This is a genomic window from Burkholderia contaminans, assembly GCF_029633825.1.
In the GTDB taxonomy this organism is placed as follows: Bacteria; Pseudomonadota; Gammaproteobacteria; order Burkholderiales; family Burkholderiaceae; genus Burkholderia; species Burkholderia contaminans.
In genome coordinates, this window is the sequence record NZ_CP090641.1 from 572080 (window position 1) to 594281 (window position 22202).

Here is a 22202-nt window from a genome sequence, read left to right on the forward strand (position 1 = left end):
CATGTCGTTGCGCCTGAAGCAGGCCGCTGGAATCCGAAGACCATACGAAGCGCGCATGGCAGCGACATGGCGACTGTTACGGACCATTCCGGCCGCCGTGAAAAGGTCCGTAGCTTTTGTCATGGAAGGCCCGTCACGCCGCCACAGGGGGCGCACGGCGCACCGTGCCGAGCGCGTCGGCCACCCGACCGATCACGGCCGGCCAGTCGCCGGGCCGCGCTTGCCGGAACAGCCGCGCGGACGGATACCACGGACAGTCGTCGCGCCCGAGCAACCAGCGCCAGTCCGGTACGCGCGGCAGCAGCAGCCAGACGGGTCGCCCGAGCGCGCCGGCCAGGTGCGCAACCGACGTGTCGACACTGATCACGAGATCCAGCGTGCCGACCAGCGCAGCCGTTTCGGAGAAATCCGTGAGCGTGTCCGCAAACGACAACACGCCGCTCGCGGCAAACGCGTCGGCGTCGCGTGCGCGTATCTGCGGTTGCAGGCTCACGAACGTCGCGTCGTGCGCTGCAACGAGCGGCAGGAGCGCGGCAAACGGTATCGAACGGTTTTCGTCGTTCGCGTGGCGCGGGTTGCCCGACCAGACGAGCCCGATTCGCAACCGGCCGGGCGGCGACATCGCGTCGAGACGTTGTGCCCACGCGTCGCGCCGTCGCGCATCGGCCCGCAGGTACGGCACGTCGGCCGGCACCGTATCGAGCGTCGTGCGGAATGCATACGGCAGGCTCATCAGCGGACACTGCAGGTCGAACGCCGGCATGGGCTGCCCTTCGGTGACGACCCGGCTCACGCCGCGCAGCGTGCCGAGCAATTCGCCCAGCGCGGCCGGCGCCTCGACGATCACGGTCGCGCCGGCGTCGTGCGCGAGGTTCGCGTAACGGCAGAACTGCAGCGTGTCGCCGTATCCCTGCTCCGCATGCAGCAGCAGCGTGCGGCCGGCGAGCGGCTCGTCGCCGGTCCACAGCGGCCGGTCCGCATGACGCCGGTGCAGCATCACGTCGGCCGCATCCCAGCGCGCCTCGTGCAGCCGCCAGCCCGCGTCGAAATCGCCCGTCAGCAGCCGGCAGAACGCCTCCGAACGGCGCGCGGCGCCGTGGTTCGGCTCGCGCCGGCATGCATCGGCATAATCCGCCAGCGCCGCATCGTCGTTCCCGAGGTGCTGGCGCGCGACCGCACGCGTGAACAATGCCTGCGCGGTCTCCGCCGGCGCGGCCGCCGCTGCCGCATGGCTCGCGAGCGCCTCGTCGTAGCGGCCGAGCTGCTGCAGCGCGAGCGCGCGGTTGTAATGCAGCTCCGCATGCGGGCCCGTCAGCGCCAGCGCCGCGTCGTAATCGGCGAGCGCGTCGTCGAACCGGCCGAGCGCACGCAGTGCAGCCGCGCGGTTGCGGCGCGCGTCGATATCGTCGGGATTGCGCGCCAGCGCTTGCGCGTAGGCGTCCGCAGCGTCCGCGTGACGTTCGAGCCCGAGCAGAGCATTGCCGCGCCCCACCCACGCCGCGACGTTACCGCGATTCAGCGCAAGGAGCCGGTCGCAGCGCTTCAGCAATTCGTCGCGCGCGTGCAGCAGATCCAGCGCAACACAACTCGCGTACAGCAACTGTTCGTCTTTCGGGTGTCGTGCGAGGCCCTCGTCGAGACACGCGAGCGCGTCGGCCGGGCGGCCGAGTTCGGTCATCACGACGCCGCATGCGTAGACGAGCTCGGGCGCCTTGCCACGCACGACCATCGCGAGCTGATAGCTGTGCAACGCCTGCTCGCGATGACCGAGTGCACGCAACGCATGCCCACGTTCGATGTTCGCGGCCGCATCGCCCGGGTCGAGCCGCAACGCGCGCTCGACGCTGATCAGCGCATCGGCGGGCCGCTCGAGCCGGCGCAACGTTTCACCGCGCTTGCGCCACGCCGTTACGCGTGCCGGTTCCCGCACGAGCGCCCGATCGTAGGCGGCGAGCGCCGCGTCGTATTGCCCGAGCGCGAGCAGCGCATCGCCGCGCGCCGCATGCGACGGCGCATGGTCCGGGTCGGCCCCGAGTGCGCGATCGGCCAGCGCGAGCGCGTCGCGATGGCGGCCGACACCGGTCAGCGCCGCCGCGTGGTTCGCCAGATTCCACGGCTGGCTCAATCCGAACTTCATCGACCGCGCGATCAGCGGCTCGGCCCGCGCGGGATTGCCGAGCTCCAGGTGCACGAGGCCCAGCAGGTGCAGCGCCTCGACATGATCGGGCGCCATCGTCAGCACGCCTTCGTAGAGTCGCCCGGCCCCCGCGAAGTCGCGCTGTTCGAGACGCGCGCGCGCCTGGCGCAACGCATCGGCGAGCACCGCATGCAGCGGCATGGCCGCGGCGCCCGGTACGGCGCTCGCCATCGACGCGGCCTCGCGGCGCGCACTCATCGCGCGCCTCCGCCGACGAGCGTCGGCAACTCGGCCGCGATCCGCTCGACGACAGGTGCCCACTGCCCGCCCGCCGGCTGGCGGAACAGGCGCGCTGACGGATACCACGGGCTGTCGTCCCGTTCGAGCAACCAGCGGAAATCGGGCGTATGCGGGATCATCAGCGCGAGCGGGCGGCCGAGCGCGCCAGCGAGGTGCGCGACGGACGTATCGACGCTGACGATGCCGTCCATCAGCGCAGTCAGCGCCGCCGTATCGGCGAAGTCCGCAAGATCGTCGCCGACGAAGCGCACCGCGCTCGCGTCGAGCACCGGGCGATCCTCGTCGCGAACCACCTTCTGCAGGCTGATCCACTCGTAACGGTCGTCGAACAGCGGCAGCAGATCCGCGAGCGTCATCGAGCGGTTGCGGTCGTTCAGGTGCAGCGGGTTGCCGGACCACACGAGGCCGATGCGCGGCCGCGTGGCCGCGCCGAGCCGCTCGCGCCACTGCGCGACACGCTCGGGGTCGGCGGCGAGATACGGCACGCCGGCCGGAATCGATGCGAGATCCGTGCGGAATTCGAGCGGCAGGCTCAGCAGCGGGCAATGCAGGTCGAACGGCGGCAGCGGCTCGCCGCGCGCGACGAGCGTATCGACGCCGTCGAGCGTCGCGAACAGCGCCTTCAGTTCGACCGGCGCTTCGAGCACGACGCGTGCGCCGAGCGCTTTCACGAGGGGGACATAGCGGCAGAACTGCAGCGTGTCGCCGAGCCCCTGTTCCGGGTACAGCAGGATCGTCTTGCCGTCGAGCGGCATCCCGTGTGTCCAGCGCGGCTGCGCGAACGTGCGCCGGCTTGCATCGAGCTGCGTATCGCGCCAACGCCATTCATACTCGGCCCACCCCGCTTCGAAATCGCCGATCGACAGGCACAGGAACGCACGCATGCAGTGCGCGAGCACGTAATCGGGATCGATCTCGATCGCGTCCGCATAGGCCTGCCGCGCGGCGTCGTGCCGCCGCAGCGCACGCAGGGCGTTGGCTTTATGAAAATGCGCGAGCTTGTCGCGCGGCGTCGCGTCGATCACCCGCGCGAAATCGTCGAGCGCAGCCTCGTAGCGGTGCGTCTCGAGCTGCACGCGGCCGCGCGTGAACCACGCAGGCACGTAGCCCGCATCGAGCGCGAGCGCACGGTCGCACATGTCGCGCGCATCGTCGTGACGTTCGATGCGCATCAGCGCGCTCGCGTAGTTGCACAGCACACCGGTGCTGCGCGGCTCCGCGTCGAGCGCACGCGCATAGCTGTCGGCCGCGTCGCGATAGCGTTCCAGGTGGCTGGCCGCGTTGCCGCGGTTCGCCAGTGCCCGCGCATGGCGCGGATCGATCGCGAGCACGCGGTCGCAGCGCACGAGCGCTTCGTCGTGCCGGCCGAGCTGCTCGAGCGCGATCGAGCTGTTGAAGATCGCATCGATGAAAGTCGGGCTCGCCGCGATCGCCGCATTGAAATCCGCGAGCGCGCGCTCGGGGTCGTGCAGATCGAGATACGCGACACCGCGCAGGAACAGCACTTCGGCGCTGCCGGGCGTCTGCGCGAGCGCATGGCCATAGCTGTCGACCGCATCGCGGAAGCGGCCGAGTTCGCGCAACGCGAGGCCGCGCCCGCGCATCGCATCGAACGAACGCCCGGCCAGCGCGATCGATCGATCGCAATCGGCAAGCGCTTCGTCATGACGGCCGAGCGCGCGCAGCATGTCGCTGCGCTTCACATAGCCGTCGGCAAAACCGGGCGTCAGCTCGAGCAGCCGATCGTAGACCGCGCATGCGTCGTCGTACCGGGCGAGTTGCCCGAGCAGGCCCGCGCGCTGAAACAGCACGCGCTGATGAACGGGGTTGATCGCAAGTGCTTCGTCGAGACGCGCGAGCGCGTCGTGCTCCCGCCCGAGCCCGGTCAGCACCGCCGCGTAATTCGCGAGCGCGAGCGGCACCGGCCGGTGCTCGATCGAGCGCCGCATCAGCGGCTCGGCGTCGCCGAGCCGCCCTTGCTGAAAGCGCACCGCGCCGAGCAGGTGCAGCGCCTCCGGATGCTCGGGATCGAGCGTCAGCAATTCCGTATACGCGTGTTCCGCATGCAGCAGCGCGCCCTCGTGGTGCGCCTTGCGCGCGCGCAAGAGCAGCCGTTCGAGTTGCGCGGTATCGGGCGGACGGCGATCCGGCGCGACCGGCGCGCTCGCGAGTGTCGTCCCTTCCCCGTTCGGTGTCATCGTGTGGCCCCCACTTGTCGCTGTTGGTATCGCGTGTCGTGTCTAACGTGTCATCGGCTCGATCGCGGCACGCACCGCATCGATCGCGCCCGTCCAGTCACCCGGCGCCGCCTGCCGGAACAGCCGCGCGGACGGATACCACGGGCTGTCGCCGCGCGTGCGCATCCAGCGCCACTCCGCCGGATCGGGCAGCAGCACCCAGACCGCGTGGCCCAGCGCACCCGCCAGATGCGCGACGGCGGAATCGACTGCGATCACGAGATCCAGTGCGCCGATCAGCGCGGCCGTGTCCGAGAAGTCGCCGAGTTCGTCGTCGACGCGGCGCACCAGCGCGGCCGCGAGCAGCGCCGCGTCGCGTTCGCGCACGGGCTTTTGCAGGCTGATCCAGTCGACGTCGAGATCGAACAGCGGCGCGAGCCGCGAGAAATCGATCGACCGGTTGTGATCGTTCCGGTGCTCCGGATTGCCGGCCCAGGCAATCCCGATCCGTGGCCGCCGACGCGCGCCGAGCAGCGCGTCCCACTGGCGCGTGCGCTGCGGGTCGGCATGCAGATAGGCGCCCGGTTGCGGAATCGTCGCTTCTTCCGTGCGAAACGCATGCGGCAGGCTCAACAACGGCGTCTGGCAGTCGAACGCCGGCAACGGGTCGCCGCGCGCGATCACGTGGGCCGTGCCAGGCAGCGACGCCATCAGCGCGCGCAACTGCGGCTGCACCTCGAACACGACCCGCGCGCCACGTTCCGCCACCAGGGGCACATAGCGGCAGAACTGCAGCGTGTCGCCGAACCCCTGCTCCGCATGAATCAGCACGGTCCGGCCGTCGAGCGGCGTGTCGCCCTGCCACGCCGGCTGCGTGAACGGCCGGTAGTGCCGCGCAAGCTGCGCATCGCGCATCCGCCATTCGTACTCGGGCCAGCCGCGCACGAAATCGCCGTCGATCAGATACAGCGACGCGCGCGCGAAATGCGCTTCGGCGTAGTCGGGTTGCAGCGCGATCGCGCGGTCGTACGCGGCAAGCGCATCGTCCGTGCGCGCCGTTTCGAAATGGAGGTTGCCGCGGTTGAGCCAGTTCGTCGCGTGATCGGGGCGCAGCGCGATCGCGCGGTCGAGCGACGCCATCGCTTCGTCGTAGCGATGCAGGTCCTGCAGCACGCTGCTGCGGTTGGTCCACGCTTCGGCGAACCGCGCGTCGCGCGCAAGCGCGGCGTCGTAGCTGGCCAGCGCGTCGTCGTAACGCTTCAGGTAACGCAACGCGGTGCCGCGATTGCACAAGGTCTCCGCCGAGTGCGGATCGAGCGCCAGCGCACGCGCATAGGCAGCCAGCGCGTCGTCGTGGCGCTTGAGCTGCAGCAATGCGTTGCCGCGGCTCGCATGGGCGCGGACATGATCCGGATCGAAACCCAGCACGCGCTCGCAGCGGGCGAGCGCTTCGTCCGCGCGGCCGAGCCGCTCGAGCGCGACCGCGCTGTTGTACAGCACGTCGATCCGCCCGGGATCGGCCGCGATCGCTTCATTGAATGCGTCGAGTGCCTCGCCCGGCCGATCGAGATCGATCAGCGTGCGGCCGCGCTCGGCCATGATCGCGGCCATGCCGGGCCGGATCGCGCTGGCGCGCTCGAAGCACTGCAGCGCATCGGCCGGCCGCTGCATCTCGCGCAGTACGAGGCCGCGGTTGAACCACGATTCGAACGAACGCGGGTCGACCATCAGCGCGCGATCGTAGGTATCGAGCGCCTCGTCGAAGCGACGCAGCGCACGCAGCGCGCTGCCGCGATTGCACAGCGCATCGAGCACCAGCGGCGATACCGCGAGCGCGCGGTCGAACGACGCCAGCGCGTCGTCATGGCGGCGCAGCCCGAGCAGCGTGTTGCCGCGGCGCACGAGCGTCTGCACGTCGTCGGGCGTCGTTCGCAGCGCGGCCGCGAAATGCTCGAGCGCCTCGCCGATGCGGCCGCGCTCGCCGGCGATCGCGCCGAGATCCGACAGCACGCGCGTGCCGGGTGCGATCGCGATCGACTGGCGCAGCAACGCTTCGGCATCGTCCGCCGCACCGCGCTGGAACTGCAGGATGCCGTACAGGTGCAATGCCTGGGGATTGTCCGGCTCCTTCTCGAGCACCGCGAGATATTCGCGCGCGGCGTCGTCGAATCGCCCGGCGCTGTGCCAGTTTTGTGCGCGGCTCAGGATCGCCGCCGATTGCCGTTCTCCGCGCGCGTCGATTCCCGACACGCCCGCGTGTGCATCATGCCGGTGCTCGACCGTCACGTTCGCCCCCTTCCCGTTTGCCGATGCCGCCGCTGATCCGGTTCGATGGAACCGGTCGCGGCAGCCATGCTCGTCACGAGACTAACGGACGGCCAATAACAGACGTATGACGAAAGTTACGGACCATTTTGTCCGGGGGACGGAACACCCGCCGAGCCGGCGTCGCGCACGCCGCCGTCACTGGCCGATCGGAATCGTCCGCACGTATTCGACCGCCGGCGCGCCCATCGTCACCGAGAAGCGGACTCCGCGCGGCACCGGCACGCCGATCGACGTGAAGTTGCTGATGCCGTGCTGCGCGAGAAACTGCGCATAGGACTGTTCGATGTCGGCCTGGCTCGTCGTCCATCCGCCGGGCGGAATCCACACGGAAAGCTGCATCGAGCGCGCATCGTTGCTGACCACCACACGCGCGAACGCATCCATGTGATGCAGCGCGTCGTCCACCTCGGCCAGCGACGCGAGCGGCTGCGACGCGCTGCGCACGAGCTCGCGCCCCTTGAGCTGGTAGCGCACGACCTGCATCTGCGTCGGCCCGCCGCCGACGCCGAGATGGCGCACCATCACGAGCTCGCCCGGACGGATCCGCAGCGGCGGTCCGAACACTTCGTCGGGCGTGACGAGGTTCATCAGGTCGAACTGAAGTTGAGAGAAGTAGCGGCCCAGCAGACGCGTTTGCGCCAGATTCGACGCGATATCGTCGCGGCCGCGGATCGTCGCGTCGAGGCCGCGCCACGACAGCAGCGCGATCACGGCGAGCAGCGCGATCGCGACCAGCATCTCGATCAGCGTGAAGCCGCGGGCACGGGCACGCGCCGCCGCGCGCAGGTCAGTGGCGCGCTTCATTCTGGATCACCGTGACGACTTCGGCGAGCACGTTCCGGCTCGACGCGGACGGATACACGCTCACCGTCACGCGACGCACGAGCGGGCTCGGCAGCGCGGCCACCGACTGGCGGCACACGAACCGGTAGCGCCCCTGCGGGCAGGCAAACGTGTTGGTGCCGACGGACGGCCAGGTCGAGGCGATGCGGATCTCGCCGAGCGCGTTGTCGGCGCTCCATAACGCGAGCAGGCGCATGCGCGCCATGTCGGTATCCGACGCGAGCGCGCCGATCGCGCGCATCACGGCGCCCAGCGCCACAGCGACGATCGCCAGCGCGATCAGCACCTCGATCAGCGTGAATCCCCGTTCCGGCGCCCGCGCCGTGCGCGATCCACCGCGCGCATGGCGGTTGTAGTCGGTTCTGTCGTCGCACATGACCTGCATTCTTGTCGATGGGTCGGCGTCCGGCGTCCGGCATTCAAATCACGGCGCGAAGCCGCATCGCCGGCGCGACCGACGCCGTGCAACGACGTTAAGCGGGGCGTATGGCACACACGTGTCGAATGGTACGGACCATTTGGCGCGGCGAGCTCGGGCGGACGGGCGCGCAAGCGCGCCGCACGCACGGTCGCGCGAAGCGCGACAGGCGACGGAAAACTGAAAACGATCGGGAAGCTCCACCCGGCGGCGGGCGGCAAGCGATGAAGACGAACCTCGGGCGGCGGGATTGCCGCGACGGCGTCAGGCCGTCACGGCGGCGTCATACTCGGCGCGGGCAAGCTGGCCGGCGGCGTAGGCCTCGGATTCGCCGCGAAAGCCTTCCCGGCTGAACGCAACGACTTTCACGCCCACGCCGGTCGCCCGCTTCACCGTCAGCGCCCATTGCCATCCGCCGTCTTGTTCAAAGACGTGCAGCGAGGGTTCGAAGGAAGGGTCGAATACGGTCACGCGTTTTGCTCCTGCCCCCTTGCGCACCGCATCGGCAACGCTTGGGGCATGTCGAAAGGATCGCGCCGGGATGCGACGCGCTTCTGCCATTCGACAGTCTAGTCAAGGATTGTTGCGACGCACCATCAGAGGTTCCACTCATCTATCGGAACCGGTCGGTCGATCAAATTTTCCTGAAACCCATATGGCACGGGCCTCTGCGCCGTTTCAGCGCGCACGGCTCACCACTCGTGCGGCAACGTGCCGCACATGCGACCGCTTGCCCGTATCGATCGCGCATGAATCGCGAAAACGGGGCGCGAATCGCCCGGCGATCCGGGCACCTCGGCGACGCCGGTTGTTACCGGCCCATACCGACCGGCATCACGCGCCGAAACGTCAGGTTCACGCGCTCGCCCTGCACACCCGGCGCCTTCGGCACGCGATGCTGCCATTCGGCCTGCGTGCGGCCCCGCATCACGAGGAGGCTGCCATGCCCGAGGCGATACGCATGCGTGACACCGGTCTGGCGATGGCGAAGGTCGAACACGCGCATCGCGCCGAGGCTCACCGATGCGATCACCGGCGCATCGCCGAGTTCGGGTTCGTTGTCCGCATGCCAGCCGAGGCTGTCCTGCCCGTTGCGGTAGCGATTGAGCAACACGCTGTTGAAACGCGCGCCGGACGTCGCCTCGACCGCGCGCTTCAAGTCGAGCACGGCCGGCGTCCACGGCGCCGGCACGTTGCGGATCCCGGAATACACGTAGACGGCATCCGGCTCGCCCTGCCATGCGGTCAGCCGCGGCAACGGTATGCGCCCGCGCGGCGTGCGGATCGTGTCCTGCTGCCACGCGACTTCCCCGATCAACGCGGCCAGCACGCGATCGGCATCGGACGGCGCCAGCCAGTCCGGGTACCAGTCCACGTCGGGTGCGGGCGTGTCAGCGAAGAGATCGGGTGTCGACATGTCGGGAGCAACGGGCGATGAACGGAGCGAACGGAGGCATGCCTGCATACTAGCCAACGGCGTCGCACACTGCCATGCGCTGTCATTCGCGGATGGGAGGCAGCCGCGCGCACCCTGCCTCGACGCGGGCCCGATGTCCGGCTTCGACGGCGCGAAGGTCGACGCCGCATTCTTCGCCGGCACCGCGATCAAGAGCAACTTCCTCGTGAATCTCGGCCACGGCGATCCGGCCGGCCTGTTCCCGCGCAGCCCGCAGCTTCGATTTCGACGACATCGCCCGCATCGAGTGATGGCCGCGAGCCAGGGCCGGTGCCGCCAATGACGGGCCGGCGCCGGCCTTTCCCGAACGGGGGGAACGTGCGCTACCCGCCGCGCGTCAGCCGGATCAGCGTGATCTCGGACGGCACGCCGAAGCGGTTCGGCGGCCCCCAGTATCCGGTGCCGCGGCTCGTATAGAGCCACAGATTGCCGATGCGACTCAGCCCGCCGATCACGGGCTGCTGCAGCCGCACGAACGGTGGCCATGGCAGAAACTGGCCGCCGTGCGTGTGCCCCGACAACTGCACGGTAAAGCCGGCGCGGTTCGCCGCTTCCGCGCTGCGCGGCTGGTGCGCGAGCAGGATCTTCGTACCGACGTCGCGCGGCGCACCGGCCAGCGCCTGCTCGGGGTCGCTGCGATGGGCGGGATCGAACCCGCCCGCCGTGAAATCGGTGACACCCGCGAGCACCGCATGCGCACCGTCGTGTTCTATCAGCACGTGCTCGTTGAGCAGCACCGTGAGCCCGATGCGCCGGAACTCGTCGATCCACGCATGCGCGCCCGCGTAATACTCGTGGTTGCCCGTCACCAGGAAGCTGCCGTGCCGCGACTGCATGCGGCCGAGCGGCGCCGTGTGGTCGCGCAGGCGCTTGACCGAGCCGTCGACCACGTCGCCCGTCACGACGACGAGGTCGGCATCGAGCGCGTTGACCGCGCGCACGATCCGTTCGACGTACGGCCGCTTGATCGTCGGCCCGACGTGGATGTCGGACAGTTGCACGATCGTCAGCCCGTCGAGCCCGGCCGGCAGCTCCGCGACCGGGATCGACACGCGCTTGACCGCCGCCGTGCGGCGCGCACCGACGAACCCGATCACGGTGACGAACACCGCACCGGCCAGCACGCCGATCGCCGTGTCGGTCGCCGCGCCGGGCCACGCACCGCCGTGCCCGAGATGCCGCCATCCGGACACGCCGAGCAGCACGAATTCGCGGAGGAACGTCAGCAGGAGCAGCGACGAGAAGAAGCCCATCACGAGCGAGCCGGCCCAGCCGGCCAGCGTCGCGGCCCAGCCTTCGTCGAAACGGCGCGAGAACATGCCGACCGGGATCAGCACGACGAAGCTCGCCAGCACGAGCGCCGCGATCGTCCGCGCGACCGGCGACGTGAATGCATCGGGAATGATTCGAATCCCGACGTAAAGATGGAACAGCACGCCGATTGCAATGAACCGGACAAAGAAACTTCGCATGGAACACTCACCTTCGTTGCGATACCGATACCGCGTCCGCGTTGCGTGTTGCACGAGGCCGTGAGGCTCCGTGCCGCGCGTCGCACCGTACGTACGATGGTACACAGATCGCGGCTGTGACGACCGGTCGCCGGCCGGGCTTCGACGCCGCCCGGCGCGACGCTCTACCGCGGCTTCATCGACCTGTCCGACACGAGCGCCGTCGATGCTTTCCTGAAACGCCTCGTTCCCGACGTGAAGCGCACGCTGCGCTTGCACGTCCAGGTCAGCCACGTCGAGAACGGCGGCCGGATGATCGATGGGAACGTCCGCGTCTTGCCTGACGGCACCGTGCGTCGTCGCGCTCGCGGGCGAGCAAACGAGCAGACCGCTCAGGCCGAACGCCGGTGGTGGATCTGCGTCACCGATCGCGACACGCTGCCGCGCTTCACGCGCAATCCGGTCGGCCCACTCTTCAACATCGCCCCGCCGATCCGCCGGCCCCCGTATTCCTCAGCGTTCGCACGGCAATCGGCCGTTTCCGGCCCGATTCCGCGCTGTCGACAGGACAAATCGGCCGCCCTTCGTTCGTCTGACGATCCTTTACAGTCCGTTAGCAACCCTACTTGAGCTTGCGCTGGCAGAATCGCGACGGTCCGACCATCATTGCGGAATCGCGGTGCCGAACGTGCGGACACGCCCCCCCGACCGGCAATCCCCCCAAGGGGCATGGGGCGGGTGGCTGGCGGTCCGCATCGCGCTGATTTATTATCGGCTCCATATCCCGGAATCGTCGTCGCGGCCCGGCCGGTCGCGACGATCCGCATTGCGCCGCGCCCGGCATCCACCCCCAACGTCGAGCTCGTCACACCATGAGAACAACAACGCCGCGCGCGCCCTTGCGCGTCGCCGCCGTCCTGGTGCCAGCCCTGCCGCTCGCGGGCTGCGCATCGCGCGGCGCACCGTCGTACGTCCTGTTCGGCGCATATTTCCCGCTTTGGCTCGTCAGCGCGATCGTCGGCGTCGTCGGCGCGATCGTCGCGCACCGCGTATTCGTCGCGACCGGCTGGGCCGCGACGGTCCCTTACCAGTTGGCCGTCTGCACGGCGATCGGGCTCGTGGTCGCGGTGATCGTGTGGCTCACCGGCACGGGGCCGTTCGCATGAAGGCCGCCGGTATCGCCCGCCCCTCCATCAAAGGCCGCGTGATCGCACTGGCGATCGTCGCGCTCGGCATCGCGGCACTCGTGTACGCGTACTACCGCACGACGGCCTACCCGTCCACCGACGACGCGTCGATCGACGCGGACGTCGTGCACGTCGCGTCGCCGGTCGGCGGCCGCATCGTGCAGCTCGCGGTGCATGAAAACCAGCGCGTCGCGAAGGGCGACCTGCTGTACGTCATCGATCCCGTGCCGTACCGGCTGACGGTTGCGCAGGCGCAGGCCGACCTCGAACTCGCGCGCGCATCGCTCGACACGCGCCGCCGTTCGCTGATCGGCGAGCGCTCGAACGCGGCCGTGGCCGCCGAGCAGGTCAAGCGCGCGACGCAAAACGCCGACCTCGCGACCCGCGACGTGAACCGGCTCGCGCCGCTCGCCGCCCAGGGCTACGTCAGCGCGCAGCAGTTCGACCAGGCGAAGGTCCGCCAGCGCGACGCGGCCGTGTCGCTCACGCAGGCGCAGGAACAGCAGCGCGCGTCCTCACAGACGATCGGCGACGAAGCCGACGCGATCGCGACGCTGCATGCGCGCGAAGCCGCGCTGGCCCGCGCGCAGCACGCGCTCGAAGACACCGTCGTGCGCGCGCCGCACGACGGCCTCGTCACGGGCCTGAGCGTGCTCGCCGGCGAAACCCTTGCGCCGAACCAGTCGATCTTCACGCTGATCGACGCGAGCGAATGGTTCGCCGTCGGCAACTTCCGCGAGACGTCACTGAGCCGCATCGAGGTCGGCGACTGCGCGACCGTCTATTCGATGATCGACCGCAGCCGCCCGCTGACCGGCAAGGTCGTCGGCGTCGGTGCAGGCATCGCCGACAGCGCCCGCATCAACCTGCCGCGCACGCTCCCGATCGTGCAGAACTCGGTGAACTGGGTACACGTCGCGCAGCGCTTCCCGGTGCGCGTGAAGCTCGACGAACCCGACGGCAAGCTCGTGCGCGTCGGCGCCAGCGCGATCGTCGAGGTCCGGCATGGCACTGCCTGCCGCTGAGGTTCGCTCGCCGGGCCCGCGCGAAGTCCTGCGACTGCTCGCGCCGTTTCCGGGGCGCATGTCGATTGCCGTGCGGGTCGCACTGATCTGCGCGCTGACCGCGCTCGTGACGGCCGCCTACGGCACGCCCGAAGCCGCGCTGTCAGCGTACGTCGTGTTCTTCATGATCCGCGCCGACCGCGTGACGAGCGTCGTGCTCGCGGCCGCGCTGCTGGTGATCGTCACGATCGTGATCGGGCTCGTGCTCGGCATCGCGATCTTCAGCATCGACTATTCGATCCTGCGGGTCGCGTGCATGGCCGTGCTGTCGGTCGGCCTCCTCTATCTGACGTCGGCCAGCAAGCTGCGCCCGGTGGGCGCGATCCTCGCGATGATCGTCGGCTTCGGGCTCGACCAGCTCGGCCTCGCGCCGTTCGGCGAAGCTGCAACGCGCGCGCTGCTGTACATCTGGCTGACGATCGCGATCCCGGTCGGTGTCGCGATCGTCGTCAACCTGCTGATCGCGCCGTCGCCGCGCAAACTCGCGCACGCGCAACTCGCGAAGCGCTTGCGGCTCGCCGCGCAGCGGCTGCGCGGTGACGATGCGGCGCGCGACGCATTCAACGCCAGCCTGCACGAAGGCGACAAGCAGCTGCTCACGTGGCTCAAGCTGTCGAAACTCGAAGGCTCGTCGTCCGCCGCCGACTTCGCGGCGTTGCGGCAGGCCGTGGCTTCGAGCACCGCGCTGCTCGTCGGCGTCGCACTGGCCGATCGCGAACCAGGCGCACGGCTGCCCGACGCGTACACCACGCCGATCGCCGCGACACTCGACGAGATGGCAGACATCCTCGACCAGGGCGGCTACCCGGTCGACGTGACGCTCGCGCTCCCGCCGACCGACACGCTGCCGCCGCTCGCGCGCGTTGCTGCAACGGATCTCCAGGCGGCGATCACGCATTTCGCGGAACCAGCCGCAACGACCGATGTCGCTTCGACGGCTTCGACGGCTTCGACGGCTTCGACGGCTTCGACGGCTTCGACGGCTTCGACGGCTTCGACGGCTTCGACGGCTTCGACGGCTTCGTCGGCTTCGTCGGCTTCGTCGGTTTCGTCGGTTTCGTCGGCTTCGTCGGCTTCGTCGGCTTCGTCGGCTTCGTCGGCTTCGTCGGCTTCGTCGGCTTCGTCGGCTTCGTCGGCTTCGTCGGCTTCGTCGGCTTCGTCGGCTTCGTCGGCTTCGACGGCTTCGACGGCTTCGGCAACTACCCCCGACGCCCCCGCAGCCGCCCCGCGCGGCGGCTTCTTCCTGCCCGACGCGCGCACCAATCCCGACCACATCCGCTACGCGCTGAAGACGACCGCCGCGGCGATCTTCTGCTACCTGCTGTATTCGCAGCTCGACTGGTCGGGCATCCATACCTGCGTCGTCACCTGCTACATCGTGTCGCTCGGCTCGACGGCCGAGACGGTCGAGAAGCTCACGCTGCGGATCTTCGGCTGCATCGTCGGCGCGCTGCTCGGCACGGCGGCGCTGGTCTTCGTCGTGCCGTCGCTGTCGTCGGTCGGCCACCTGATGGCGCTGGTGTTCGCCGGCGGGTGGCTCGCCGCGTGGGTCGCGTTCGGCTCGCCGCGCATCGCGTATGCCGGCTTCCAGATCGCGTTCGCGTTTTTCCTGTGCGTGATCCAGGGCGCCGGCCCCGGCTTCGACCTGACGATCGCGCGCGATCGCACGATCGGCATCCTGCTCGGCAACGTCGTCGTGTATCTCGTGTTCACGCGCATCTGGCCCGTCAGCATCGGCAAGCAGATCGACGCGGGGCTCGCCGCGCTGATCGACCAGTGGCGGCGCCTCGTGCAGGTCGCGCAGCCGGCCGAGCGGCGCGCGCTCGCGGCTGACGCGTTTGCCCGCCACGGCGCGATCACGCAGGAGCTCGGGCTGGTGCACTACGAACCGTCGTGGGTCCGGCCGGCCGCTTCGTGGCTCGCCACGCGGCGGCGCGCGCTCGCGGAACTCGGCGCGCTCGAAGGCCGCTGTTCCTGCTCGCCGAACGCAAGCCCGGCGACGCGGCGATCGGCGCGCAGCTCGCCCGCGTGACCGAACCGCGCGACGACGACACCGCGCCCCATCGAGAACCCGCCGCGCCGCCGGCTACCCCGCCGCGCGCAGCCCCACCGACCCCGCACGCGACGCGCTGCTGAACCTGATCGACACGCGGCTCGCGCACATCGCCGATGCCGCCCGTCAAGCCACACCGAAGGAGCCTGCCCCCATGCGCGTACCTGAACCGCCGGCCGCCTCGATCGCCGCCGCCGCCCTCGCGACCGCCGTCGCGCTGGCCGGCTGCGCGACGTCGTCGATCGATCTGGCGCCGGAGGCGTCCGACCGCCCGTGGCAGCCGCAAACGTCCGCCGCAGGCGACATCGTGCCGGGGCCGCCGCGCGCGTCCGCGCAAGGTTCGCACGACTACACGCTGCCCGCGTCGCCGGCACTCGCGTCCGTCTCGCCGCCGGCCGCGCTCGATGCCGCGCACGCGTACACGCTGCCCGAGCTGATCGATCTCGCCGAATCGGCGAACCCGCTGACCCGTATCGCGTGGAACGACGCGCGTAACGCCGCGCTCGCGGTCGGCCTGGCCAAGACCGCCTACCTGCCGAAGCTGTCCGCGACGGCCATGGGCGGGTACCAGGCCAACCACGGGTCGACGTCGTCGTTCCTCGGCGACTCGTCGAGCAACTCCACCGTGCACGGCACCATCTCGGCGCTGTCGCTGCAATGGCTGCTGTTCGATTTCGGCGGCCGCGCGGCGCGCGTCGAAGCGGCCGAACAGGCGTCGATCGCGTCGAATGTCGCGTTCACGGCCGTACACCAGCAGGTGATCCACGACGTGACCGTCGCGTACTACCGCTACGAAGCCGCACGCTCGCGCGCACTCAGCGCCCGGCAGGGCCTCGCGAACGCGGACGCGATCCTCGCGGCCTCCCGCGCGCGGCTCAAGCACGGTGTCGGCACGGTCGTCGAACTCGCGCAGGCGACGCAGAACCGCGCGCAGGCCAACCTCGCGCTCGTGCAGGCGAACGGCACGGAGAGCGACGGCTACCTCGCCCTCGTCTCCGCGCTCGGCATCTCGCCGCTGTCGAAGCCGACCGTCGCCGCGCTGCCGAAGCGGCCGCTGCCGCCCTCGCTCGGCTCGTCGGTCGACGCGATCGTGTCGGATGCGATCGCGCGCCGCCCCGACCTGCAGGGCGCGTTCGCGCTCGAAAAGGCCAATCGCGCGAAGATCAAGGCCGCGGAAGCCGCGTTCATGCCGAAGATTTTCCTGTCCGCATCGACGTCGTACGCGAGCGGCGGCACGTCGATCTCCGCGCTGCCCGCGATCGGCGACCAGGCACCGACCGTCAACCTGAACGGCAGCCGCTACGGCGGCGGCGTGTTCCTCGGCGTGACGATTCCGCTGTACGACGGCGGCCTGCGCTCGGCCGTGCTGATGCAGGCGCGCAACGACGCGGAAAGCGCCTCCGCGCGCCTCACGCGGACCAAGGAGGAAGCGGTCCGCCAGATCGTCGCCGCGCAAAACGCGGTACAGACGAGCCTGGCGTCGCACGACGCCGCGAAGGCGCTCGTCGACGCCGCGCAGACGAGTTACGACGCGGCGCTGACCGCGTACCGGAACGGCGTCGGGTCGGTCACCGATGCGACGATCGCGCAAAGCCAGTTGCTCGCTGCCCGTAACGCGGAGGTCGACAGCTATGCGGGCGCGCTGTCGGCCGCCGCCGCGCTCGCGCTTGCGACCGGGACGATCGGCTCGGCGCAGTAGCGCAGCCGCCGCGAGGCGGTTGACGCATGCGCTCGCCGCCCACTAGAATGCCGCCCATTCTTCCTTCAGGAACCATCGTGGACAGTTGCAGCACTCCGTTGCGTGCGCCGCTTGCCGCCTGAACGCCTGTCCGACGCAGTTCTCCTGCCCGGCTCGCGTTCCGCGAGCCGCACGCCACCCGTTTCACACTGAATGACGCATTCGCGCGGTACAGTACCGCGCGATGACGGCTATCTTCGTGTCGCCTTCGGCCTTGCGCCGCAGCGACGCGAAACGGCACGCGCTCCTTGCACGGCAGGACACCCATGACTTTCGATTTCGCACTCCGTCTTTTCACCGCGTTCGCCTGCGGCGTCGCCATCGGCATCGAACGCCAGATGCGCCAGCGCACGGCCGGCCTGCGCACCATCACGCTCGTCGCGAGCGGCGCGTGCCTGTTCGTCACGCTCGGTGTCCTGACCGGCAACGGCGTCGCGGGCGTCACGCAGATCGCCGCCTACGTCGTGTCGGGCGTCGGCTTCCTAGGCGGCGGCGTGATCATGCGCGACAAGGGCTCGATCCAGGGCATCAACACCGCCGCGACGTTGTGGTGCTCGGCCGCCGTCGGCGTGCTGTCCGGTTCCGGTCATTACGTGCCGGCGCTCGCCGGCACCGGCGTCGTGCTGCTCACCAATACGCTGCTGCGCAGCGTCAGCCAGGCGATCAACGCGACGCCGGTATCGAACGCCGATCTCGTGCGCGAATACCAGATCACCGTGATCTGCCTGGCCTCCGACGAAGTGCACATCCGCACGCTGCTGTCGAACTCGATGTATGCGAAGCCGCTGTCGTTCCAGAGCCTCACGAGCGAGGACGTGCCCGACCAGCCGGACCGGCTGAAGGTCACCGCGACACTGAAGCTGCATCCGAAGGATCAGCAGAAGCTCGAGCAGATCGCGAGCCGGATGAGCATGGAGAAGAGCATTTCCAGCGTGAGCTGGACCGCGAAGGAAGCGGAGCCGATGATGGAGTGAGCGGCATGGCGGCAGCCGCATGTCGCGCTGCCGCCTTCACGCGCTGTCAGGGTGTCTCGATCAGCCCGGCCGAGATCGCCTTGACGACCGCCTGGACCTTGTTCGTCGCGCCCAGCTTCTCGAGGATGTTGTTGACGTGGAAGTTGACCGTCCGCTCCGAGATGCTGAGGATCTGGCCGATTTCGCACGCGGTCTTGCCCTCGGCCGTCCAGCACAGCACCTCGCGCTCGCGCGCGGTCAGCGTGACGCCGGCCGCCGGCGCCAGCTTCGGCACCATGAAGCGGCTCATCAGCGAATGCGACAGGTTCGCGAGCCAGTTGGTCTGCAACGTCAGCATGTTGATCTCGGCCGGCGTCAGCCGGTCTGCACGGCGGGCGATGCTCAGCAGGCCGAACGCGCCGCGGGGCGCCCAGCTCGACTGCGCGACGCCCACCGACAACCCGAAATCACGTGCGTCCTGCCACAGCGGGCACGGTTCGATCCGGTCGACGTCCGGCCAGACGATCATGTTGGTGCTGAGCGCGCCGTCGCGAACCGTCGAGTCGATCTCGATATAGTTCTGCGCCTGGTAGTGCGCCATCCAGCCGTCCGGATAGGTATCGAAGATCGCGACCGCGGGCTTCGATACGGGCAGCGGGACGCGAATGCCGTAACAGCAGTATTCGAATCCCAGCCGTTTGGAATAGGCGGCAATCCGCTGGAAGAGCTGCTGCTCGTCTTCCGCGGCGCTGAATTGTTGATAGGCATCCTGCCAGCGCAGTTCCATTCATTCTCCGACAACGTCACGCTGTCATACTTGTCAGGTTCCAGCACCCGTTCGAGGCTGATACATTCCGCGCATGACTTCACCTTTGCTGCACCCGGTCCCCGGCCCGTCCCCGGACGGCTACGTACGCCTGCCAGAAGGCGCACTGGCCGTGCTTGCGCTCGACCATGTCGCAAGCGGCCTCGACACATCGCTGCTCGAGGAATTGCGCGACAGCGCCATCGACGCACGCCTCGCCGGCTACACCGAATGGCATCGCCCGGCCAGTGCCGGCGTCCCTTACGTGACGATCGGCTGGGACTGGTACCTCGAACGCGCGACGGGCACGTTCGTGATCGCGGGCGGCGACGTCCGCAGCAACGTGATGGTCACCGACGCCACGGGTGCCGACATCGGCATGTTCCGCACCGCCGCCGCGCTCGCCGCACGGCTCGCGTACATCGACTGGGCCGCCGCGGTCGCGTCGGCCCTGCTCGGGCACAACGACGCCTATCATGCCGGTCCGACGCTCCAGTGACAACTGGCAGCGCCTCTATTCCTCTGACAATTTCATGATGCTGGCGCTCTTTATAAGCAAAAGCGCCACGGTTTTCAATCCCGTTGATCAAGAAACCGTTACCACGTCCTAAACGGCGTCTTTCCGGCGTCACCCTGTAAGAGTTACCAGTTACAGCCCCCTCGTGCTGCGCGATGTAATGCACGCATACAAAAGCACAGATCCGAGGACACCATGCGGACCTTCGTTCACGAGGAAGGGCGGTTGCCACACGAACTTGCGGCGGATCTCGGGCGCTATCGGCGCCGTGTGTTCGTCGAGCAGCTGGGCTGGGCACTCCCGTCGGCAAACGAAAGCTTCGAGCGCGACCAGTTCGATCGCGACGATACCGTGTACGTGTTCGCGCGGAACGCCGGCGGCGACATGTGCGGATGTGCGCGCCTGCTGCCGACGACGCGGCCGTATCTGCTGAAGTCGCTGTTCGCCGACCTGATCGCCGAAGACATGCCGCTGCCGCAATCGGCCGCCGTCTGGGAGTTGTCCCGGTTTGCGGCAACCGACGACGAAGGCGGCCCGGGCAATGCCGAATGGGCCGTGCGCCCGATGCTCGCAGCCGTCGTCGAATGCGCGGCGCAGCTTGGCGCGCGGCAGTTGATCGGCGTGACGTTCGCGAGCATGGAGCGGCTGTTCCGCCGGATCGGCATACACGCGCACCGCGCAGGCCCGCCGAAGCAGGTAGACGGACGTCTGGTGGTCGCGTGCTGGATCGACATCGATCCGCAAACGTTTGCAGCACTGGGAATCGAGCCGGGGCAAGCCGCCCAGCAAGCCATCGCCGCCTGAACCGGAACGCGCGTTTCTGTCCGGGCGGCATCGTAACGAAGGAGAATCAACGTGGACCAGTCTCAGGTCTTTCGCGCGATGATGCCCGGGTTGACGAGCGCCAACGGCGCCCGCATCGAGGTCGTCTACCCGTCGTTTCCCCGGCCGCTGCCGCTCGTGCGGCTCGACCGTCGCGGGCTCGTGTTCCGCGCGGCCGGCGCCGCGCCGCTCGTGTGCGGGCTGCCGCGCGCGGCGACGCTGCTGGTCGCGGACGAGCCGCTCTGCTCGCTGCGCCTCGTGATCCGCGACATCGCGCCGGCCGGCGAAGGCCGGCATGACCTGACGATGCAGCCTTCCGGCGCCGCCGGCGACGAATTGCTGTGGCATGCGTTGCGCGATCGCGAGCCCTACCGCCAGATTCAGCAGCCGCTCGCGCCCGTCGACGCGTCCATCGCCACCGACGGCGAACCGCGCGCGTCGGCCGGCGAAACCGGGCCGCGCCCGTCGCGCAGCGCGGCCTTCCGGTTGCCGTGCCACAGCGACGCGCTGTTCTTCGCCGACTGGCTCGAATATCACTTCGATGAATTGCGTGCACTGTCGCAACAGCATGGGCCGCGGCTGCAGCTCAACCAGCTCGAGCGGCAGGTGGCCGACGACGAGGTCGGCGTGCGCTTCGTCTACGACATCGATGGCCACGCTACGCGGCATGCGCTGACCGACTGCGCGCGCGAAGCCTGTGCATGGATCGAAACGGAGATGCGCGACAAGTACGCGTTACCGGTCGCGCAGGAGCGGTTCAGCGCATTTGCGGCGCACGCCCGGGCAGGCGGCATGTGAGTGCGGCGCAACAAAAAGTTGTATCGATACAACTAGGGCTTGCCATGCCTCGGGTTTTCCCTTAAATTTACGTCTGTCTCCTCCATGTCTCCAAACATGGATTCAGCCCGCTCAATGAAGCGGGCTTTTTCTTGCCCGCTCGAATTGCGGGGACACATCCCCCTCCGCCCCGCCTAACCTGCCGGGCGCGCGCCACGCAGCCACGGCCAGTAGTGGTGCACCGCAATAACCAGCACGATCAACGCGAACACGACCAGCAGCAGGGTCAACCAACCCTTTTTGGTCGTTGGCAGGTCCGCCAGCGCACCCACGTCGCCCGTCAGGGCCGCTAACGCGACCATGCCGAGTCCGACCAGAACCATCGTCCCCTTGGCCACCCATCCAAAGGTAACCTCGAGCACGCCTGCCCACCGCGACTGCCGATAAGGGCCGGTAACCGGCCGACGGAGATCGAGCTTACCCATTTGCGCGCCCTCGCCCGGCATCGGCACGTCGGCCCATCGATCGACAGACCGAGGCGAAAACAGGACGCCGAAGGTTGTCCTGACAGGCACCGGCTGCAATGGGGTGCACGCGTTTGATCGAGGGCGTCATGTTTTTCCTTTCACGAGACGAGGTTCGACGGTTCGATTCGTTTGGCCGGAAGGTGCCCATATCGTTCGATACGATGGGCCCGCGCCGACACGCGCTCCGTTCGTCACACGCAATCCGGATCGGCCGGCTTATCATTGACCAGCCCGCCACTCGCCTCCGAGGCCATCTTGCACGCCCATCTGCGCATTGCCCGCCCGGTCAGCAACCTCGCCCGTACCGAGCGCATGTATCGCGACGCCCTCGAGTTGTCCGTCCTCGCGCGCTTTGAAGATCACGACGGATTTTCCGGCGTGATGCTCGGGCGCGACGGCCTCGACTATCACTTCGAATTCACGCACTGCCCCGACCACCCGATCGCCCCGTCACCGACGCCCGAAGACCTGATCGTGTTCTACCTGCCCGATCGGCCAGAATGGGAAGCCGCCTGCGCGCGCGCCACGGAACATGGCTTCATGCCGGTGACGTCGTTCAATCCGTTCTGGGAAATATCCGGCCAGACTTTCGAGGACGCCGACGGCTACCGGATCGTGCTGCAGAACGGCACGTGGCGCTGACAGGCGA

Annotated in this window: 20 protein-coding genes and 1 pseudogene; 11 read left to right on the forward strand and 10 right to left on the reverse strand. The window is 68.8% G+C overall.

The window, feature by feature from the left end:
- Positions 1–133 precede the first annotated feature (133 nt).
- The 7 genes from LXE91_RS20275 to LXE91_RS20305 all read right to left on the reverse strand — a co-directional run bounded on the left by LXE91_RS20275 (position 134) and on the right by LXE91_RS20305 (position 9620).
- A complete protein-coding gene (locus LXE91_RS20275; RefSeq protein WP_082139573.1) occupies positions 134–2395 on the reverse strand; it encodes a tetratricopeptide repeat protein in 2262 nt (753 codons plus the stop codon).
- Complete coding sequence (locus tag LXE91_RS20280; protein ID WP_039344043.1) at positions 2392–4635, reverse strand: tetratricopeptide repeat protein; 2244 nt, start codon at positions 4633–4635, stop codon at positions 2392–2394. The genes LXE91_RS20275 and LXE91_RS20280 overlap by 4 nt, the downstream gene beginning before the upstream one ends.
- Before the next feature lie 42 nt (positions 4636–4677).
- A complete protein-coding gene (locus tag LXE91_RS20285; protein WP_039344042.1) occupies positions 4678–6900 on the reverse strand; it encodes a tetratricopeptide repeat protein in 2223 nt (740 codons plus the stop codon).
- 177 nt (positions 6901–7077) lie between these two features.
- Positions 7078–7746, reverse strand: a complete 669-nt coding sequence (locus tag LXE91_RS20290; protein WP_039344040.1) for a PulJ/GspJ family protein — start codon at positions 7744–7746, stop codon at positions 7078–7080.
- A complete protein-coding gene (gene gspI, locus LXE91_RS20295; RefSeq protein WP_039344174.1) occupies positions 7730–8161 on the reverse strand; it encodes a type II secretion system minor pseudopilin GspI in 432 nt (143 codons plus the stop codon). Before gspI ends, LXE91_RS20290 begins: the two co-directional genes overlap by 17 nt.
- 306 nt (positions 8162–8467) lie before the next feature.
- A complete protein-coding gene (locus LXE91_RS20300) occupies positions 8468–8674 on the reverse strand; it encodes a hypothetical protein (RefSeq protein ID WP_039344038.1) in 207 nt (68 codons plus the stop codon).
- Positions 8675–9014: 340 nt separating this feature from the next.
- Positions 9015–9620: an alpha-ketoglutarate-dependent dioxygenase AlkB family protein gene (locus LXE91_RS20305; RefSeq protein ID WP_039344036.1), complete on the reverse strand. Its 606-nt coding sequence runs from the start codon at positions 9618–9620 to the stop codon at positions 9015–9017.
- Between the two features lie 106 nt (positions 9621–9726).
- Here LXE91_RS20305 and LXE91_RS20310 point away from each other — a divergent pair.
- Positions 9727–9910: pseudogene (locus LXE91_RS20310) on the forward strand (malonic semialdehyde reductase); the annotation flags it as partial.
- A gap of 72 nt (positions 9911–9982) precedes the next feature.
- Here LXE91_RS20310 and LXE91_RS20315 read toward each other — a convergent pair.
- Positions 9983–11131: a metallophosphoesterase gene (locus LXE91_RS20315; RefSeq protein WP_039344032.1), complete on the reverse strand. Its 1149-nt coding sequence runs from the start codon at positions 11129–11131 to the stop codon at positions 9983–9985.
- 234 nt (positions 11132–11365) lie between these two features.
- Here LXE91_RS20315 and LXE91_RS20320 point away from each other — a divergent pair, with 234 nt between their 5' ends.
- From LXE91_RS20320 to LXE91_RS20345, 6 genes are all read left to right on the forward strand, one after another.
- Positions 11366–11740, forward strand: a complete 375-nt coding sequence (locus tag LXE91_RS20320; RefSeq protein WP_135370710.1) for a type 2 periplasmic-binding domain-containing protein — start codon at positions 11366–11368, stop codon at positions 11738–11740.
- A gap of 242 nt (positions 11741–11982) precedes the next feature.
- On the forward strand, positions 11983–12276 hold the full coding sequence (locus LXE91_RS20325) for a hypothetical protein (RefSeq protein WP_039344030.1): 294 nt from the start codon (positions 11983–11985) through the stop codon (positions 12274–12276).
- Positions 12273–13322 (forward strand): multidrug transporter subunit MdtN, encoded by a 1050-nt coding sequence (mdtN, locus tag LXE91_RS20330; RefSeq protein ID WP_039344028.1) that lies wholly within the window; start codon positions 12273–12275, stop codon positions 13320–13322. The genes LXE91_RS20325 and mdtN overlap by 4 nt, the downstream gene beginning before the upstream one ends.
- Positions 13303–15393 carry an FUSC family protein gene (locus tag LXE91_RS20335; RefSeq protein ID WP_278068159.1) on the forward strand — a complete coding sequence of 697 codons (2091 nt, stop codon included), beginning with the start codon at positions 13303–13305 and terminating at the stop codon, positions 15391–15393. Before mdtN ends, LXE91_RS20335 begins: the two co-directional genes overlap by 20 nt.
- A gap of 175 nt (positions 15394–15568) precedes the next feature.
- Positions 15569–17113, forward strand: a complete 1545-nt coding sequence (locus tag LXE91_RS20340; RefSeq protein WP_039344024.1) for a TolC family protein — start codon at positions 15569–15571, stop codon at positions 17111–17113.
- Between the two features lie 305 nt (positions 17114–17418).
- Positions 17419–18126, forward strand: coding sequence for an MgtC/SapB family protein (locus tag LXE91_RS20345; RefSeq protein WP_011354660.1), 708 nt, complete (start codon positions 17419–17421; stop codon positions 18124–18126).
- Between the two features lie 46 nt (positions 18127–18172).
- Here the strand turns inward: LXE91_RS20345 and LXE91_RS20350 are convergent, their stop codons facing one another.
- Positions 18173–18892, reverse strand: coding sequence for an autoinducer binding domain-containing protein (locus LXE91_RS20350; RefSeq protein WP_039344021.1), 720 nt, complete (start codon positions 18890–18892; stop codon positions 18173–18175).
- Between the two features lie 73 nt (positions 18893–18965).
- On the opposite strand from LXE91_RS20350, the gene LXE91_RS20355 reads away from it, so the two are divergent.
- The 3 genes from LXE91_RS20355 (at position 18966) to LXE91_RS20365 (ending at position 21047) form a co-directional block, all read left to right on the forward strand.
- Positions 18966–19409, forward strand: coding sequence for a DUF4902 domain-containing protein (locus tag LXE91_RS20355; protein ID WP_039344017.1), 444 nt, complete (start codon positions 18966–18968; stop codon positions 19407–19409).
- 213 nt (positions 19410–19622) lie between these two features.
- Complete coding sequence (locus tag LXE91_RS20360; RefSeq protein ID WP_039344015.1) at positions 19623–20231, forward strand: acyl-homoserine-lactone synthase; 609 nt, start codon at positions 19623–19625, stop codon at positions 20229–20231.
- A 51-nt stretch (positions 20232–20282) separates the two neighbouring features.
- On the forward strand, positions 20283–21047 hold the full coding sequence (locus tag LXE91_RS20365) for a hypothetical protein (protein WP_039344012.1): 765 nt from the start codon (positions 20283–20285) through the stop codon (positions 21045–21047).
- Between the two features lie 173 nt (positions 21048–21220).
- Here the strand turns inward: LXE91_RS20365 and LXE91_RS20370 are convergent, their stop codons facing one another.
- A complete protein-coding gene (locus LXE91_RS20370; RefSeq protein WP_039344173.1) occupies positions 21221–21511 on the reverse strand; it encodes a hypothetical protein in 291 nt (96 codons plus the stop codon).
- Positions 21512–21808: 297 nt separating this feature from the next.
- Here LXE91_RS20370 and LXE91_RS20375 point away from each other — a divergent pair, with 297 nt between their 5' ends.
- Positions 21809–22195: a VOC family protein gene (locus tag LXE91_RS20375; RefSeq protein WP_039344010.1), complete on the forward strand. Its 387-nt coding sequence runs from the start codon at positions 21809–21811 to the stop codon at positions 22193–22195.
- Positions 22196–22202: the final 7 nt, after the last annotated feature.